Origin of the sequence: Pseudomonas sp. P4795 (assembly GCF_048822895.1) — a bacterium.
Taxonomy (GTDB): Bacteria; Pseudomonadota; Gammaproteobacteria; order Pseudomonadales; family Pseudomonadaceae; genus Aquipseudomonas.
In genome coordinates this window covers 606,247-622,757 of the sequence record NZ_JBMFBT010000001.1, presented here as the reverse complement: position 1 = coordinate 622,757, position 16,511 = coordinate 606,247, and the positions used below count along the sequence as shown (strand labels likewise).

The 16,511-nt window shown below is 60.4% G+C and carries 15 protein-coding genes; 7 read left to right on the top strand and 8 right to left on the bottom strand.

Annotated elements, in window-relative coordinates:
• Positions 1–18: 18 nt before the first annotated feature.
• The gene (locus ACOI8A_RS02745; RefSeq protein WP_420649489.1) at positions 19–717 is read right to left on the bottom strand and encodes a CoA transferase subunit A; all 699 of its coding nucleotides are present in this window, start codon (positions 715–717) and stop codon (positions 19–21) included.
• 227 nt (positions 718–944) lie between these two features.
• Here ACOI8A_RS02745 and ACOI8A_RS02740 point away from each other — a divergent pair, with 227 nt between their 5' ends.
• The gene (locus ACOI8A_RS02740; RefSeq protein WP_420649488.1) at positions 945–1,832 is read left to right on the top strand and encodes a LysR substrate-binding domain-containing protein; all 888 of its coding nucleotides are present in this window, start codon (positions 945–947) and stop codon (positions 1,830–1,832) included.
• 92 nt (positions 1,833–1,924) lie between these two features.
• Here the strand turns inward: ACOI8A_RS02740 and ACOI8A_RS02735 are convergent, their stop codons facing one another.
• From ACOI8A_RS02735 to ACOI8A_RS02720, 4 genes are all read right to left on the bottom strand, one after another.
• Positions 1,925–2,752, bottom strand: a complete 828-nt coding sequence (locus ACOI8A_RS02735) for an NAD-dependent protein deacetylase (protein WP_420649487.1) — start codon at positions 2,750–2,752, stop codon at positions 1,925–1,927.
• Positions 2,753–2,801: 49 nt separating this feature from the next.
• A complete protein-coding gene (locus ACOI8A_RS02730) occupies positions 2,802–3,848 on the bottom strand; it encodes a class I SAM-dependent methyltransferase (RefSeq protein WP_420649486.1) in 1,047 nt (348 codons plus the stop codon).
• A gap of 253 nt (positions 3,849–4,101) precedes the next feature.
• Complete coding sequence (locus ACOI8A_RS02725) at positions 4,102–5,409, bottom strand: ATP-binding protein (protein WP_420649485.1); 1,308 nt, start codon at positions 5,407–5,409, stop codon at positions 4,102–4,104.
• Entirely contained in the window at positions 5,406–6,146 is a 741-nt protein-coding gene (locus tag ACOI8A_RS02720; protein ID WP_420649484.1) for a response regulator, read from the bottom strand. Before ACOI8A_RS02720 ends, ACOI8A_RS02725 begins: the two co-directional genes overlap by 4 nt.
• Before the next feature lie 287 nt (positions 6,147–6,433).
• Here ACOI8A_RS02720 and ACOI8A_RS02715 point away from each other — a divergent pair, with 287 nt between their 5' ends.
• On the top strand, positions 6,434–7,648 hold the full coding sequence (locus ACOI8A_RS02715) for a cytochrome c biogenesis protein DipZ (protein WP_420649483.1): 1,215 nt from the start codon (positions 6,434–6,436) through the stop codon (positions 7,646–7,648).
• A gap of 18 nt (positions 7,649–7,666) precedes the next feature.
• Here ACOI8A_RS02715 and ACOI8A_RS02710 read toward each other — a convergent pair whose 3' ends face one another.
• Positions 7,667–8,128 carry a GNAT family N-acetyltransferase gene (locus ACOI8A_RS02710; RefSeq protein ID WP_420649482.1) on the bottom strand — a complete coding sequence of 154 codons (462 nt, stop codon included), beginning with the start codon at positions 8,126–8,128 and terminating at the stop codon, positions 7,667–7,669.
• Between the two features lie 213 nt (positions 8,129–8,341).
• Between ACOI8A_RS02710 and ACOI8A_RS02705 the strand changes: the two genes are divergently transcribed.
• Complete coding sequence (locus ACOI8A_RS02705) at positions 8,342–9,154, top strand: class I SAM-dependent methyltransferase (RefSeq protein WP_420649481.1); 813 nt, start codon at positions 8,342–8,344, stop codon at positions 9,152–9,154.
• Between the two features lie 40 nt (positions 9,155–9,194).
• On the opposite strand, the gene pcsA is transcribed toward ACOI8A_RS02705, so the two are convergent.
• Entirely contained in the window at positions 9,195–9,917 is a 723-nt protein-coding gene (pcsA, locus tag ACOI8A_RS02700; protein WP_420649590.1) for a phosphatidylcholine synthase, read from the bottom strand.
• 258 nt (positions 9,918–10,175) lie between these two features.
• Between pcsA and ACOI8A_RS02695 the strand changes: the two genes are divergently transcribed.
• The 4 genes from ACOI8A_RS02695 (at position 10,176) to ligD (ending at position 16,036) form a co-directional block, all read left to right on the top strand.
• Complete coding sequence (locus tag ACOI8A_RS02695; protein ID WP_420649480.1) at positions 10,176–10,928, top strand: tellurite resistance TerB family protein; 753 nt, start codon at positions 10,176–10,178, stop codon at positions 10,926–10,928.
• Between the two features lie 169 nt (positions 10,929–11,097).
• The gene (locus ACOI8A_RS02690) at positions 11,098–12,474 is read left to right on the top strand and encodes an iron-containing redox enzyme family protein (RefSeq protein ID WP_420649479.1); all 1,377 of its coding nucleotides are present in this window, start codon (positions 11,098–11,100) and stop codon (positions 12,472–12,474) included.
• Between the two features lie 11 nt (positions 12,475–12,485).
• Entirely contained in the window at positions 12,486–13,439 is a 954-nt protein-coding gene (locus tag ACOI8A_RS02685) for a methyltransferase (RefSeq protein WP_420649478.1), read from the top strand.
• Between the two features lie 17 nt (positions 13,440–13,456).
• The gene (ligD, locus tag ACOI8A_RS02680) at positions 13,457–16,036 is read left to right on the top strand and encodes a DNA ligase D (protein ID WP_420649477.1); all 2,580 of its coding nucleotides are present in this window, start codon (positions 13,457–13,459) and stop codon (positions 16,034–16,036) included.
• Here ligD and ACOI8A_RS02675 read toward each other — a convergent pair whose 3' ends face one another.
• Positions 16,037–16,450 carry a hypothetical protein gene (locus tag ACOI8A_RS02675; protein WP_420649589.1) on the bottom strand — a complete coding sequence of 138 codons (414 nt, stop codon included), beginning with the start codon at positions 16,448–16,450 and terminating at the stop codon, positions 16,037–16,039.
• Positions 16,451–16,511: the final 61 nt, after the last annotated feature.

Genomic DNA, 16,511 nt, shown 5'->3' with positions numbered 1-16,511 from the left:
GTTCTCCGTAGGCCTGAATTATTTGCGGATGGTGCGCTGTTCGATGCGTTTTTCGAACGTGCCGCAAATGACCCGGTCGACGTAGATGCCGGGCGTGTGGATGTGCGCCGGATCGAGCTCGCCGGGCTCGACGATTTCTTCGACTTCGACCACGGTGATCTTGCCGGCAGTGGCGGCCAGCGGATTGAAGTTCTGCGCGGTGTGGCGATAGATGACGTTACCGAAGTGGTCGGCTTTCCAGCCTTTGACGATGGCGAAATCACCGGTGATGGATTCTTCCATCAGGTACTTGCGACCGTTGAATTCACGCACTTCCTTGCCATCGGCAACCGGAGTGCCGACGCCGGTGGCGGTGAAGAATGCCGGGATGCCGGCGCCGCCCGCGCGCATTTTTTCGGCGAGGGTGCCTTGCGGGGTCAGGACGACTTCGATTTCGCCACTGAGCAGCTGTTCTTCGAACAATTTGTTTTCGCCGACGTAAGAGGCGACAACCTTGCTGATCTGGCGGTCGGTGAGCAGTACGCCGAGGCCGAAGCCATCAACGCCGCAGTTGTTGGAGACGACGGTGAGGTCGCGGGTGCCTTTGCGCTTGATCTCGGCGATCAGGTTTTCCGGAATGCCGCACAGACCGAAGCCGCCGGCGATGATGGTCATGCCGTCTTCAAGTCCGGCGAGAGCTTCCTCGTAGGAATACACGCGCTTGTCGAAACCTGCCATATGCACCTCTTTTATTGTTTGTAGGCTGGCTAGCCGAATGACTGGAGTGTCGCGCCGGTGGATATATTTGTTAAGTTGATTTTTACGGTTGATTGATTGATAAAGCTCAATAATTGAAATTGAGCTTTTGTAGGAGCTGCCGCAGGCTGCGATCTGTTGATCTTGAACTTTAAAGTCAAAAGATCGCAGCCTTCGGCAGCTCCGACACAAAATGGGGTGTTTTCGGTATGACCATCAAACAGATTCGCGCCTTTCTTGCTGTGGCTCAGAGCCTGAGTTTCGCGGTCGCCTGCGAGCGTCTGCACCTGTCGCAATCGGCGCTCAGTCTGACCATCAAGGCGCTGGAGGAGGGGTTGGGCGGGCGCCTGTTCAGCCGCAACACGCGCAACGTGGCGCTGACTCCGGAAGGCGAAGCGTTACTGCCGCTGGCCCGCCGGTTGATCGCCGATTGGGACAACGCCGAAGACGAAATGCGCCAGCGCTTCAGCCTGCAACGCGGGCGCGTGACGCTGGCGGCGATGCCGTCGTTTGCCGGCAACCTGCTGCCGCCGATTCTCAAGACCTTCCGCGCGCTGTATCCGAACGTCAGCGTGACGGTCAACGACGTGATCAACGAGCAGGTGCTGGAAATGGTGCGTGATCGTCAGGTCGAACTGGGCGTGGCGTTCGAGCCGATGCAGAACACTTCGCTGACCTTTACGCCGCTGTACATGGATCGGTTTGTCGCAGTGGTGCCACAGGATTCACCGTGGGCCGAGCGCACTGATATCGACTGGGAAACGCTGTTGCAGCAACCTTTCATTACCTTGCAACGGCCATCGACTGTGCGCGTGATGCTGGAAGAACACTTGCAGGCGCGAGGGATGAAGTTACCGGTGGAATTTGAAAGCCATCAACTGGCTACGGTCGGGCGGATGGTTGCCAGTGGCCTGGGCGTGAGCGCGGTACCGGCGTTGTGCGCGGGGCAGATGCGCGAATTAGGCGCGCGGTGTCTGACGTTGCATGAGCCTGTGGTGGAGCGGGCGATTGGCGTGCTGACGGAGCCGGGGAATGAATTGTCGGCGGCGGCGCAGGCGCTGTTCGACATCCTCAAGGCTGAACACCAACCCGTGTAGGAGCTGCCGCAGGCTGCGATCTTTTGATGTTGTTTTTAAAGCTCAAAGTCAAAAGATCGCAGCCTGCGGCAGCTCCTACACGGGTCGTGGGTTCAGGGGGTTAAATGTTGGGCCAGGAGGGGTAAGAGTTGCTCGCATGAACCCTCAATCTTCAAGTCGAGCAAATCATCCGCCCGCGTCTTGCCCAGATTGATCGCAATCAAAGGCTTGCCGCGATCCGCAATCACCCGGCACAGGCGAAACGCCGAATACGCCATCAACGACGATCCAACCACCAACATCCCCGCTGCATTCTCCGCCGCAGCCATCGCCTTGGCCGCTGTGGTCTGGGCCACGTTTTCACCAAAAAACACCACGTCCGGCTTCATCCGCTCGCCTGCGCAATACGGACAGTGCGGCATCTGAAACCGCGCTTCAAACGCAGGATCCAGCAATGTATCGCCGTCCGGCGCCTGCACCGCGTCGACCCCGGCCAGGTAAGGATTCTGCGCTTCCATCAGTTGCTGAATCGCATCACGCTCGCTGCGCTCTCCGCAATCCAGACACAGCACCCGATGCAGACTGCCATGCAACTCGACCACATCATGACTGCCGGCCTGATCGTGCAAGGTGTCGACGTTCTGCGTGATCAGACCGCTGATCCGCCCATGGCTTTGCAGATTCGCCAGAGCCTCGTGCGCTGCATTCGGCCGCGCCACGCGCACGCGCGGCCAGCCGAGCATTGCCCGCGCCCAATAGCGGCGGCGCGATTCAGGGGCGGAGAGGAATTCCTGATACATCATCGGCTGCCGGCCACGGCGTACACCATCGCTGTCGCGGTAGTCAGGAATACCCGACGCGGTGCTGATGCCCGCGCCGGTCAGCACCACAAAGTCGCCGCCGGCCATGGCTTCGAGGACGTAGTCGAGGGAGTCGAGCATCAGGCAGCACTCCGCAGGCGTTGAGGTGCCTGCAGATTAGCACTCGACTTTATTTGCGCGCCTCCAGAATCAGATTGAACGGCGTCTGCGTCGCGCGCCGAAACTGACTGAATCCGGCCTCGCTGAACACCTTGCGCAACCGCGCCTCACCAGCCTGTGCGCCCAAACCCAGGCCGACTTCCTGCGACAGCGAGTTCGGCGTGCAGATAAACGTCGAGGCCGCGTAAAACAACCGTCCGACCGGGGTGATGTTTTCATCCAGCGTATCGTTGGCGAACGGCTCGACCAGCAGCACCGTGCCGTCATCTTTCAACGATGCATAAGCATGCTTCGCCGCGCCGACCGGGTCGCCCATGTCGTGCAGGCAATCGAAGAAGCACACCAGGTCGTAATCCTCGCCGGGAAAATTTTTCGCCGAGCCCTGAAAGAACCGGGCCCGGCTGCTCACACCACCTTCTTCTGCACGCTGAGTGGCGACGGTGATCGAGGGCTCGTGGTAATCGAAACCGACGAACTGCGAGTTGGGATAAGCCTGCGCCATGATTACCGTGGACGCACCGTGCCCGCAGCCGACATCGGCGACTTTCGCGCCTGCTTCGAGTTTCGCCACGACACCGTCCAGCGCCGGCAACCATTCGGCAATCAAATGCCCTTTATAGCCGGGGCGGAAAAACCGTTCGGTGCCGCTGAACATGCACGGATGGTGATCGCCCCACGCCAGCGCACCGCTACCGCGCATGGCTTTGACCATTTTGTCCTTGTCGTGGAACAGCGCTGCCACCACGCCGAGGCCCGCGGCGACGTACACCGAGGAGTCTTCTTTGGCCAGGGCCAGCGCTTGTTCTTCCGGCAGGCGGAATTTGCCGTCGAGGTGTTCCATGTAGCCGGAAGCAGCGTGGGCGCTAAGCCATTCGCGCAGCAGCCGGGCATTGCAGGCGGTTTTTTCGGCGAGGGATTCGGCACTGATCGGTTGGCTGTCGGCCATCGCTCGATACAGCCCAAGTTCTTCGCCGAGGATGACATTGGCGAGCATCGCTGCGCCGCCCATGTCGTTGACCAGTTTGCCCATGAATTCGTTGAGTCGGGCCTCGTCCATGTCATGCGCTCCTGTTACAGGATCACAGTCCGGTGGCGTTGGGAGTCGAGGCATGCACCACCGGGCGGTGGTCGTGGAAACGGGCAGGGCTCACGACGCCTGCGGCCCCCTCGACTGGGTAACTACAGAGTCTAGCCGTTCTTTAATCCTGTGGGAGCGGGCTTGCCCGCGATGGCGTCAAGTAAGTGCTGAAGATGTTGACTGTTCCGGCCTCTTCGCGGGCAAGCCCGCTCCCACAGGGATCTTCGTCGATTCAGGCGTTGAGGTTCAGCTTTAGTTCAGCACACAGTCCGCCGCCCTCGCGATTGCTCAAACTCAACGATCCACCGAGGGCCATCGCCAGTTGCTGGGCAATCGCCAGTCCCAATCCCGTGCCGCCCGTGCTGCGATTACGCGAGTTTTCCACGCGGTAAAACGGCTGCATGACCTGGGCCAGTTCTTCTTCGGCAATTCCCGGCCCACGATCCAAGACTTTTACCGACAGGCCGGCAGGGCTGCGCTCAACCAGCAGCTCTGCGGCGCCAGCGAATTTCAGCGCGTTGTCCGTCAGATTCACCAGCACTCGGCGCAACGCATGTGGGCGGGTGTCGATCACCACCTGACTTTTGCCGCGCAATTGCACGTCCTTGCCCATGTCTTGATAGTCGAATACCAGGCTGTCGAGAAACGAGTCCAGATCAGTACGCCGACTTTCCTCGGTCGAACCGTGGATGCTTCGCGCATAGGCCACGCCCTCGCGCACCAGATGTTCCATCTCGCCAAGGTCGTCGCACAGCTTGTCCTTTTCCAGCGAGTCGTCCATGAACTCGGCGCGCAGTTTCATGCGGGTGATCGGCGTTTGCAGGTCATGGGAGATCGCCGCCAGCAGTTGCATGCGTTCCTTGAGATACGCAGCAATCCGCGCCTGCATCGCGTTGAAGGCGCGGGCGGCGTAGGCCACTTCGCTCGGGCCTTGTTCGTCGAGATTGATCGGGTGGGCGTTGGGATCAAGCGTTTCCACTGCGTTGGCCAGACGCGTGAGCGGGCGGATGGCGATGCGCACCGCCAGCCAGGTGCAGGCGAGCATCAGCGCCAATTGCCCGAGCAAAACCACCGGCAACCATGGCGACAGCGGCACCATCGCCGGGCGCACGTCGATGGTCACCGGGCTGCCATCGCTCAGGCGCAGGTGGCCCTGAAAGTGCTTTTGCGGGCCGGGGATGTCGGTAAAGGTCAGCGGATAGGCATCACCAATTGCATCGGTGATCGAGGTGACGGCAATGGGCACATCGCCAGGGCCGATAGGCGTACCCGGTTCACCCTCGCTCAGCAGGTAGCCGTAGTTGTTGCGCGCCAGGCGCTTGAGCCACGCCGGGCGTTCTTCGGCGGGTAAGCGGTCGAGTATGGCAATTGAAGTCGACACGTCGGTTTCGAGGTTGCCGAGCATGGTGTTTTTCGCGCTTTGATAGCGCTCGTAATACTGCGCGCCGAACGACAGCGCCTGCGCCAGGATCAGCCCGATCAAAAAGATCAGCGACACTCGCGAAGCCAGGGTGCGCGGCCAGCGCAGGGCGAAACTCATGCCGGCGCACCGAGAATTTCCACCGGCAGCGAGAACACATAACCTTCGCTGCGCACGGTTTTGATGTAGGCCGGCTCACGCGCGTCGTCGAGCAAGCGCTGGCGCAAGCGACTCACCAGCAAATCAATGGAGCGGTCGAACAGATCGGCGTCACGACCCTGAGTCAGATTGAGCAATTGATCGCGGCTCAATACCCGTTGCGGATGATCGAGAAATACCCGCAACAGTCGATATTCCGCGCCGCTGAGGGCAACCATGGTGCCTTCGCTGTCGAGCAGATGCCGGGCCGAGGTATCAAGCTGCCAGCGACCGAACGCCAGCAGCCGACCGCTTTCAGTCACGATCAGATTCGGCGGCAGCATCCGCGTGCGGCGCATCACGGCGTTGATCCGGGCCAGCAACTCGCGAGCGGCAAAGGGTTTGGTCAGGTAGTCGTCGGCACCCATTTCCAAACCGACGATGCGGTCGGTTTCATCGTTGCGCGCGGTGAGCATCAACACCGGCGTGGCCTTGTGTTTGCCTGCGCGTAGTTCGCGACACAGAACCAAGCCATCGTCGCCGGGCATCATCAGATCAAGCACGATCAGATCGACCGTGTTGGTTTCGAGAAAACTGCGCATCTGCCGGCCATCAGCGACCACGGTAGTACGCAGGCCGTTTTTCTTCAGGTAATTGCCGACCAGTTCGCGAATCTCGCGGTCGTCGTCGACGATGAGAATGTGATCGACATGATCCATGGGCCAAACCTCAATCGAAGGGGAATGCCACGCAGTTTATCGAGCCTTTATGAGCGTGCCTGCCGGCCTTTGTATTGCAGTGTATCTGGCGCGACGCCAGATACACATGCAGGTAAATATCCTGCTTTTGTATGGCTGTGTATCCCAGGCGTGTGCGGATACACAGCGATTGATTCAGCGCAATTGCCGACACATGCGCGATACCTCGCGAGCTTTGAATAGGCGCTATCGAGGCAGATTCCAAATGCCTCGGCCCAATGCCCAATATAGCCCTCAAGGTGAATCCCATGTTCCTCATAGCGTTCCTCGGCGGCCTGTTGACCGTCCTCAGCCCGTGCATCCTGCCGGTGGTACCGTTTCTGTTCGCTGGCGCCGACCGCAGTCGTACCTCAATCCTGCTGACACTGGGCGGCATGGCGCTGACCTTTGCACTGATTTCCAGCCTGGCGGTGGTCAGCAGCGAGTGGGTGATTCAGGCCAGCAACAGCGGTCGCAATATTGCGTTGATCGTCATGACAGTGTTCGCGCTGTCGCTGATTTCGGCGCGGATCGGCGACTGGCTGGCGCGGCCGTTTGTGATGCTTGGCAATCGCCTTGATCCGGACACCCGCAAGAAGGCCGGGCCGCTGCGCTCGGTCATGATCGGCGTCGCCACCGGGTTGCTGTGGGCGCCGTGTGCCGGGCCGATTCTCGGAGTGATTCTCACTGGCGCGATGCTACAAGGCGCCAATGCCCAGACCAGCCTGTTGCTGCTGGCCTACGGCGCAGGCAGTGCGCTGTCCTTGGGAGCGTTGATATTCGCCGGTCGCGGCCTGGTCAATCGGCTTAAGCCGTCGATTCCGTTCAGCGGCTGGCTGCGCAGGGGTGCGGGTGTTGCAGTGCTGGCGACGGCAGCGGTGATTGCTACCGGAACCGACAATCTGCTGCTCGCGAAAACTTCATCCGAAGGCGTGGCCACCGTGGAGAAAAAAGTACTGGAAAACGTGCCGAAGGTGGTCGACTACCTGGTCAGCAAAGTACGTGCGGACTCGATCGAGGATAACGCGAGCAAAAGTGCGATGCCGTCGCTCGCCGGCGCTGTGCAATGGCTTAATTCTCCTGAGCTGAGCGCCGAATCCCTGCGCGGCAAAGTGGTGTTGGTGGATTTCTGGACCTATGACTGCATCAACTGCCAGCGCACCTTGCCGTACGTCAAAGAGTGGGAGAAGAAATACGCGAAGGACGGCCTGGTAGTGATCGGCGTGCATACCCCGGAATATGGTTATGAGCGGATCATCGATAACGTCAAGGATCAGGTGAAACAGCTCGGCATCACTTACCCGGTGGCGATCGACAACAACTACGCGATCTGGCGCAACTTCGACAACCAGTACTGGCCGGCGCACTACCTGATCGATGCCAAGGGGCAGGTGCGTTACACCCACTTTGGCGAAGGGCGCTACGAAGCCCAGGAGCAGATGATTCAGCAGTTGCTCCGGGAAGCGAAAGCGCCTGCTGCGTAAACCACGAACAACAATGGCTCAGAGTTCGCGCACCATGAGCCATTGGTCGTTGTCCCAGGCGCGAAAGCGCTCCAACACCGTCCAGCCGCGTTTGGCGTAGTAGTCCTGTTTGTTCTGCGTGTGCAGGTAAATGCGTGGCAGACCGTGTTTTTTTGCCTCCTCGGCAATGCCTTCGATCAACCTTTGCGCCAGGCCCTGACCACGGGATTCGGGGCTGACCAGAACGCAGGCCAGCCATGGCCCCAGATCTGGACGCCGGGCAAGATCGGCTCGTGCCAACGCTGCACCGCCCAACAGCTTTTCGTCCTCAAGCGCAATCAGGCACCGCCAGTCACCATTGGTTTGCCCGTCGGCAAATTCTCGCTGCCATTCGGCCAACGGTTGCTGGGCGTATTCGTAATGAAATTGCTGATGGATCCATGCGGCGTAGGTGTCGCTGTGCTGCATGTGATCGGCTAGCCATTCGAAGCGTAAAGACATGGTTGCAGTCCGGTGGCGGGGGCGGGAATGCATCAGAGCCGATTAGCGGGTGGATTGGCAACCGCAGCAGTGTTTCGCGTGCTTTACAGAATCCGCCCATTCATCGGCGAAACCCCGGTTTTGCTGGATTGGCAGACGATTGACGGGGACGCCATGCAACCCCCGCGCGATAGTAGATTCCGCCTGATCCAATCTGCCTTGGAGCACCCATTCATGAGTACCCCGATTGATCTGTCTGCCCTGAAGGAACGCCAGAAAGTCGCTTGGGCCAGTGGCGATTACGCCGTCATCGGCACCACCTTGCAGATTGTCGGCGAAAGCCTCGCCGAAGCCTGCGACCTGCGTTGCGATGAAGAGGTGCTGGATGTCGCTGCCGGCAATGGCAATGCCACCCTCGCTGCGGCACGGCGGGGATGTCGGGTGACATCCACCGACTACGTCGCGGCGCTGCTGGAGCGCGGTCAGGATCGGGCGCGGGCCGAGCATCTGGACGTGACCTTCCAGGTCGCCGACGCCGAAGCATTGCCGTTTGCCGACGGCAGTTTCGATGCCGTGCTTTCGACCTTCGGCGTGATGTTTGCGCCGGATCAGGTCGTGGCTGCTGCCGAGCTGGCGCGGGTTTGCCGCAAGGGCGGGCGCATCGGTCTGGCCAACTGGACGCCCGAAGGCTTCGTCGGCCAGATGTTCAAGACCCTCGGCCGGCACCTGCCGCCACCTGCCGGTGCGCAACCGCCGTCGAACTGGGGCGCGGAAGCCTGGCTGCACTCGCAGTTTGATGAGCGCCATTTCCTGCTGCAGATCAGCCGCCGACACTTCAACTTCCGCTATCGCTCGGCGGCGCACTTCATCGATATTTTTCGCCACTGGTACGGGCCGGTGCACAAGGCGTTCGCGGCATTGCCGCCTGAGAGTGGCTTGGCGCTGGAAGGGGATTTGACGGAGTTGATCGAGCGTATGAACCGCGCGGGGCCGGATTCAATGGTGGTGCCGAGTGAGTATCTGGAAGTGGTGATTACCAAGCGGTGAATCATCGCGGGAGCGAGCAGGCTCGCTCCCGCAGAATCGACTATTTCAGAGAGGCGCCATCAAACCACTCCAGCGCCGTGCGCCAGATACAGATCCCCAGAAAGTAAGCCGACGCCAGTAACCACAAGCCCATGACCAGCGGATTGATCACTGGATGATTGAGCACCAGCGACAAACTGCACAGCAGCCAGATCGCCGTCACTGCAATATTGATGGGCATGAAGCGCCGCACGCGAAACGGGTGCAGGAATTTCATACGCGTCACGGTCAGCAGTGCCAGGCCAATAACGGTCAGGAAAGTGATCCACGGCCCCGGCGCGATGATGTACAGACACAGCGCTACCACGTTCCACGCCGCAGGGAAGCCGACAAAGTAGTTGTCTTTGCTCTTCATGTTGACGTTGCAGAAGCAGAACAGCGACGACACCAGAATCAGCGACACGCTCAGTAGCAGGGTGTAGTCGGGCAGCGGAATGTAGCGGTAGATGAACAGTGCCGGGATGAACACGTACGTCAGGTAATCGATCACCAGGTCGAGGATCGAGCCGTCGAAACTTGGCAGCACAGATTGCACGTTAACTTTGCGCGCGAGTGCGCCGTCGAGGCCATCGACGATCAGCGCCACGCCCAGCCACATCAGGCAATGGGTCGGCTGGTTCTCCAGCAGGGCGAGGGTGGCCAGAAACGCGGTGACCACGCCGGTCGCGGTAAAACCATGGGCGCCCCAGGCCTTGAGCCTGGCGATGTGGACGGTCGATATCACGGGGGCGTTCTCCAGAAATTCATACAAGCCGGTTGCACCTTCAGGCAGCAAGGGCGCCGGCGCACCGGGTCGGGGGATGCAGCTATCGACCGGTCGCGCCGGCATAGGTTCACCCTCCATGAATCTTAGCCTGCCGCGAATGGTTTACGCTGCACAAATTGCGCCCCGCCTGCCGCGTCAGCCAAACGGTGCTGGCGCAACCGCAGCAGGCGTCTATCGTTGCCAGACGCAGTCACGCCTTAGCCTGAGGACGCCGTCATGAACACCAGCGATTTACTCGAACAACTGCTGCGAGGCCAGGCCTCCGGTGGTCAACAAAGTGGTGCCGCTCCGGCCGGTGGCGGCCTTGGCGGTTTGCTCGGCGGATTGTTGGGCGGCGGTAGCGCTGCCGGCGGTGGTTCTTCTGCCGGTAGCGGCTTGGGCGGCTTGGGCGGCCTGGGTGGTTTGCTCGGCGGATTACTGGGCGGCGGCGCTGGTGGCTTGGGTGGCGCTTTGGGTGGTGGCACGCAGCGTCGTTCCGGCGGCACCAATTACGCGGCACTGGCGTCGCTTGGGATGATGGCTTATCAGGCGTATCAAGCCTGGCAGCGCAGCCAGGCCAGCGCCGCACCGCAGCAAGTGCCGCAAACGGCCGATCTGCTCGCCGGCCCGCAAGTTGAAGAACACAGCCACGCCGTGCTGCGCGCGTTGATTGCAGCGGCCAAGGCTGATGGCAGGATCGACGACTCGGAAAAACACCTGATCAGCAGCGAAATCGGGCGCCACACCGACGATCCGCAACTGCAGCAATGGCTCGACGCCGAAGTCGCCAAACCCCTCGACCCCGCCGAAGTCGCGCATGCTGCGCACAATGACCCGGCGGTAGCCGCTGAAATGTACCTAGCCAGCGTCATGCTGGTGGACGACCAACAAGACGCCGAACGCAATTATTTGGACGAACTGGCGGCAGCGTTGCAAATCGATCCCGAGTTGCAAGTGCATCTGGAACAGCAGGCCAAGGGCACCGCCTGACGTTTGATTCTTCCAATACGCACCGGGCCTTGGGCGAATGCTTATGTGGTCCGGTGCTCCGTCCGTCCGGGCAATTTTCACCTCGATTGAATTTTTCGCGGGCCAGATCGCTCTGGTGTTGTAGAGGCGTGTTGAATCAACGTCCTGCCAACCGACCGAGAATCTTGCCATGACTGTCCTGACTCGCCTGCAATCGACGCCGGCTCATCCTCAATTCATCAATGCCGATGGTAGCGTGCGGCGGGTTTATCAGACGCTGTTGCACGATGAAAATCCGTCGGCGCTGGCCAGATCGTTTCTGCACGAACACCTGCAAAGCGCGGCAAATCTGCCGGATGAACTCCCACGGGATCCATCGTCGTGGCACGACTGGGTGGCTGCCCACTCTGCTGATGTCGCCCGGCAATATTCCGATTACCTGCAACAACGCAAGGCCGGCGGGCCACGGCAGTTTTTCAGCACCAAGGCGCACGCGCTGTATTTCCTGCAAGCGGTGGCGCCGACCAAACTGGTAGACGGCGCCTGGCTGTACGGCCTGTTGCAGCATTGGCGCGATCCGCGTTTCGACGGCTTGCTGTGCACTTATCTGGAAGAACTTGGCGACGGCAATCCTGCGCAGAACCACGTGGTGATCTACCGCAAACTCCTCGCCGAACACGGTTTGCAGGACAGCAGCGCAATTGCCGACGAGCGCTATCTGCAAGGTGCACTGCAACTCGCGCTGGGTGTGTGTGGCGATGAGTTTTTGCCCGAGGCGATCGGCTACAACCTTGGCTATGAACAACTGCCATTGCATTTGCTCATCAGTAGCTATGAGCTGAGCGAACTGGGCATCGATCCCTACTACTTCACCCTGCACGTGACTATCGACAACGCCAGCACCGGCCACGCGCAAAAAGCCGTGCAGGCAGTGCTGGATCTGCTGCCGCTGGAGGCTGATCGCGAAGATTTCCTGCGCCGGGTTTCCCTCGGTTATCGCCTCAACGATCTGGGGCAGGGCAGTGGCGCGATCATCCAGGGTTTTGATCTGGGAAGCGAAGTGCTGGCGATGCTCGAACGTAAACGCCCGTTCGGCCAGCACATGCATTCGGATTACTGCCGCTTCGAAGGCCAGACCGTCAATCAATGGCTGGCCACACCGGAGCAATTGCCGGGTTTCCTGCAAGCCATGCAAGACAAAGGCTGGATCAAGCGCAATGAAGATCCGCAAGCCAGCCGTTTCTGGCAGTTGATTGAAGGCGACGGCGCGGCGATGTTCGGCGTGTTCAGCCCCTACGAGAAACGCCTGCTGCACGATTGGATCGCCGGGAGTTGGTCGCCTGCGCAAACGCCCAGTGCCGCCCGCCGCCATAGCCAGGTCGCACCGCCGCTGGAGGTGCCGGAGCAGGATCCCGATGTGCAGCAGCTAAACGAAGCACTGCAAGGCCTGGACGGTCACGCACAGATCGCGGCGCTGATCCCGTGGCTCGCTCCGGCCCGCCATGCGCACCCGGCCGGCCTGCTCGCCACGCGGCGTTTTATCGAACTCAAATCCAGTCTGCGTTAAGGAAATCGTCAATGATCCAGGAAGACCAATTGTCCGCCAACGACCTCGCGCTGCTGCAACTGGGCCGGCGCTTGCAGGCCGATGGCTATCGGTTCATCACCCCGACCCCGCTGACCCATGAGCGCGTCAATCAGCGCGACGAAGGCGAGCCTGCCGAAACCCTGCGCGACGTGTTTGGCTGGTCGCGCCCATTCGAACCGGGGCTGCTGTCAGCCGACGAACAACGCCAATTGCACGAAGCCCAAATCATCGATACCTACGATGGCCGCCTCAAGAGCCGCGTCCGTTGGTCGAGCCTGGATGATCTGTTGTTCGTGCATTCAGGATTTCCGACCGATGCGGCCGACTCTGTGTTTTTCGGCCCCGACACCTATCGTTTTGCGCAACTGATTCATGCCCATTTGCAGCAGAGTTACGCGCCAGTCACGCGCGCGGTCGATATCGGCTGTGGCGCCGGGGTTGGCGCGATCCTGATCGCCCGCGCCCGTCGCGAGGCAGAAGTCTTCGCCGTGGACATCAACCCGGCTGCGCTACGCCTGACCACCATCAACGCAGCGCTGGCCGAAGTGGCCAATGTCGAAGTGCAGACCAGCGATGTACTGCGCGGCGTCGACGGCGAATTCGATCTGATTGTTGCCAATCCGCCCTACATGGCCGACCCCGCCGGACGCGCCTATCGCCATGGCGGCGGCACACTCGGCGCCGGGCTGTCGCTGCGTATCGTCGAGCAGGCGCTCAACCACCTGGCGCCCGGCGGCTCATTGCTGCTGTACACCGGGGTGGCGATGGTCGATGGCCGCGATCCGTTTATCGACACGGTGCTGCCGCGACTGGATGAAAAGCGTTTCGGCTGGACCTATCGCGAACTCGATCCCGACGTATTCGGCGAGGAACTGCTCAACCCCGGATATCAACGGGTCGACCGGATTGCCGTGGTCGCGCTGACCGTGACCCGAATTGGCTGAAACAAGGCAGGTGCGCCATGAGCAGGAATCTCGACGACTACAACCGCATGCGCGATTTCTCGGCGACTTCCGAACCGGCGGCAGTCAAGCGCCGGGGCAAGAAAACCGCTGGCGAACATGCCTTGCAGTTCTGCATCCAAAAGCACGACGCTTCGCACCTGCATTACGACTTTCGCCTGGAACTTGATGGCTCGCTGAAAAGTTGGGCTGTACCCAAAGGCCCGTCACTCGATCCGAAAGTGAAGCGCCTCGCGGTACACGTCGAGGACCATCCGCTGGATTACGCGACGTTCGAGGGCAGTATTCCCGAGGGACATTACGGCGCCGGCGATGTAATCGTCTGGGATCGCGGCGTGTGGATCCCGCAAGAGGATCCAGAGGCGGCCTACGCCAAGGGCAAGCTCAAGTTCGAGCTACAGGGCGAGAAACTCGCCGGCCTGTGGAATCTGGTGCGCACGCACATGCCGGGCAAGAAACAGCAGTGGTTTCTGATCAAGCATCAGGACAGCGCCGCGCGCCCGCAAAGTGATTACGATGTGCTGGTAGCCGAGCCGGACAGCGTGCTCAGCGAACGTACGCTGGTGGACAAACCCAAACTCAGCGCCAAACAGGTCAAGCCACTGAAAGCTAAGCCGGTCAAGGCGAAGAAGGTTGCTTCGGGCAAACTCACTGGCGCGCACAAGGCGAAAATTCCTGCGCAGTTGAAGCCAGAACTGGCCACCTTGGTGGACAGCGCGCCTGAGGGCGACTGGAGTTATGAAATCAAGTTCGACGGCTACCGGATCATGGCGCGCATCGATCATGACCAAGTTCAGCTGTTCACGCGCAACGGCCATGACTGGACGCACAAGTTACCGAAGCAGGCCGAGGCGCTCGCTGCGCTGGGGCTGGAATCGGCGTGGCTCGACGGTGAAATGATTGTTGCTGACGAGCAAGGCGTACCGGACTTTCAGGCACTGCAAAATGCCTTCGAAGTGGGCAGCAGCGCCAACATCATTTATTACCTGTTCGATCTGCCCTATCTGAACGGCGTTGATCTGCGCGAAGTGCCTGTAGAGGAGCGTCGAGCCGCGCTGTCGACCGTTCTGAAAGCCCACGAAGATCCGTTGCTGCGCTTTTCCGAAGCCTTCGATGAAACCCCCGAGGCGTTGCTCAATAGCGCTTGCCAAATGCAGATGGAAGGCCTGATCGGCAAACGCCTCGGCTCGCCTTACGTGTCGCGGCGCAGCGGTGACTGGATCAAGCTCAAGTGCAAACATCGCCAGGAATTCGTGGTGGTCGGCTACACCGACCCGAAAGGAGCGCGCAGTGCGTTCGGCGCGTTGTTGTTGGGGCTGCACGACCGCGACAGCGGTGAGTTGCGGTATGCCGGCAAGGTCGGCACGGGCTTCAATGAGTCGACATTGAAAAGCATCCTCGCGCAGCTCAAGCCGTTGCAGGTGAAGCAAGCGGCGGTGGTCAATCCGCCCAGCGGCTTCGAGGCCAAGGGCGTGCATTGGCTCAAGCCGAGTCTGCTGGCGGAAGTGGCGTTTGCCGAGATGACCAAGGACGGCTCGGTGCGCCATGCGGTGTTTCATGGTTTGCGCGATGACAAACCGGCCAAGGTCATCACCGAGGAGCGTGTGAAACCCGTGAAAAAATCAACGTCGAAAACTGCCGGGAAACCCGTTGAGAAAAAGCCTGCCGACACTGCGCCGTCGCAGCTGGGTCTGGCCAGCGGCAAGGTGCGCATCACTCATCCGGATCGGGTGATTGACGCCAGCAGCGGCACGACCAAGATGCAACTGGCCGAGTATTACGCCAGCGTTGCCGAGTGGATTCTGCCGCAGCTCAAGGATCGCCCGGTCGCGCTGGTGCGGGCGCCGGATGGCATTGGCGGCGAATTGTTCTTTCAGAAAAATGCCGAAAACCTGGCAATCCCCGGCATCAAGACGCTGGATAAAGAGCTCACCGGCCAGCCGATCATGCTGGTCAATAACGCCGAAGCGCTGATCGGCGCGGTGCAGATGAGCACCGTCGAGCTGCACACCTGGAACGCCACCACTGTGGATCTGGACAAGCCCGATCGCTTCGTCCTCGATCTCGACCCGGATCCGGCTCTGCCGTGGAAAAGCATGGTCGAAGCAACGGCGCTGACGCTGACCGTGCTCGATGAACTCGGTTTGAAGGCATTCCTCAAGACCAGCGGCGGCAAGGGTATTCATCTGGTGGTGCCGCTGACGCGCAAGCTCGGCTGGGATGAGGTCAAGGATTTCAGTCACGCGATTGTTACGCATATGGCCAAGTTGTTGCCGGAGCGCTTTTCTGCGGTGTCCGGGCCGAAAAATCGCGTGGGTCGGATCTTCATCGATTACCTGCGCAACGGCTTGGGCGCGACCACAATTTGTACGTACGCGGCGCGTACCCGTGATGGTTTACCGGTGTCGGTGCCGATCTTTCGAGAGGAAGTCGGGGAGATCAAGGGTGGCAATCAGTGGAATATCCACAATGTCCATGAGCGGCTGACGGAAGTCGGCGATGAGCCGTGGGCGGACTTGAAGAAGACCCGTCAAAGCATCACCGCAGAGATGCGCAAACGGGTCGGCATGAAAAAATGATCAGGCGTCGCGCAGCAAGTCGTGGGCGTTGAGGAGATCGAAGGCGATTTGCGGATTCTTGTCCAGACCACGGCGAATTGCAGCGGGAATTGACTGGCGAGTCTTGCGACACAGGCCGGGCAAATCATCAATTTGAATGGCGATGCCGCGCATGGTGCGCACTTCGTTGAAGCCCGGCGCAATGTCGACGCGAAGTCCCAACTGGTCGAAAATCTTGCGTTGCATATGTTTGAGATCGGCGAGATCTTTCAGGTTTTCCAGGCGATCAAGCAGAAGCTTCTCTTCCTGTCGCGTCAGCAACAGGATACGCAAATCCGCCCCGGGTGTTTCGAGCAATGGATCGCGCCCGCAAATGCAGGCGCCGGGCGGGCAGGGTGAGCGCAACTGAACAGGAATCGTCATGGCCTCCATCATAGAGGCCCTCCGACGATTTTGCCCATGGTCGCTCAACTGCCATCCATCGGAGTCGGGTGAT

What these genes read in the sequence shown, in the direction of transcription:
- ACOI8A_RS02725 (WP_420649485.1), bottom strand. Translation starts at nt 5,409, where the DNA reads ATGAGTTTCGCCCTGCGCTGGCCGCGCACCCTGGCTTCGCGAGTGTCG.
- ACOI8A_RS02745 (WP_420649489.1), bottom strand. Translation starts at nt 717, where the DNA reads ATGGCAGGTTTCGACAAGCGCGTGTATTCCTACGAGGAAGCTCTCGCC.
- ACOI8A_RS02695 (WP_420649480.1), top strand. Translation starts at nt 10,176, where the DNA reads ATGAACACCAGCGATTTACTCGAACAACTGCTGCGAGGCCAGGCCTCC.
- ACOI8A_RS02710 (WP_420649482.1), bottom strand. Translation starts at nt 8,128, where the DNA reads ATGTCTTTACGCTTCGAATGGCTAGCCGATCACATGCAGCACAGCGAC.
- ACOI8A_RS02730 (WP_420649486.1), bottom strand. Translation starts at nt 3,848, where the DNA reads ATGGACGAGGCCCGACTCAACGAATTCATGGGCAAACTGGTCAACGAC.
- ACOI8A_RS02705 (WP_420649481.1), top strand. Translation starts at nt 8,342, where the DNA reads ATGAGTACCCCGATTGATCTGTCTGCCCTGAAGGAACGCCAGAAAGTC.
- ACOI8A_RS02675 (WP_420649589.1), bottom strand. Translation starts at nt 16,450, where the DNA reads ATGATGGAGGCCATGACGATTCCTGTTCAGTTGCGCTCACCCTGCCCG.
- ACOI8A_RS02735 (WP_420649487.1), bottom strand. Translation starts at nt 2,752, where the DNA reads ATGCTCGACTCCCTCGACTACGTCCTCGAAGCCATGGCCGGCGGCGAC.
- ligD (WP_420649477.1), top strand. Translation starts at nt 13,457, where the DNA reads ATGAGCAGGAATCTCGACGACTACAACCGCATGCGCGATTTCTCGGCG.
- ACOI8A_RS02715 (WP_420649483.1), top strand. Translation starts at nt 6,434, where the DNA reads ATGTTCCTCATAGCGTTCCTCGGCGGCCTGTTGACCGTCCTCAGCCCG.
- ACOI8A_RS02690 (WP_420649479.1), top strand. Translation starts at nt 11,098, where the DNA reads ATGACTGTCCTGACTCGCCTGCAATCGACGCCGGCTCATCCTCAATTC.
- ACOI8A_RS02740 (WP_420649488.1), top strand. Translation starts at nt 945, where the DNA reads ATGACCATCAAACAGATTCGCGCCTTTCTTGCTGTGGCTCAGAGCCTG.
- ACOI8A_RS02720 (WP_420649484.1), bottom strand. Translation starts at nt 6,146, where the DNA reads ATGGATCATGTCGATCACATTCTCATCGTCGACGACGACCGCGAGATT.
- ACOI8A_RS02685 (WP_420649478.1), top strand. Translation starts at nt 12,486, where the DNA reads ATGATCCAGGAAGACCAATTGTCCGCCAACGACCTCGCGCTGCTGCAA.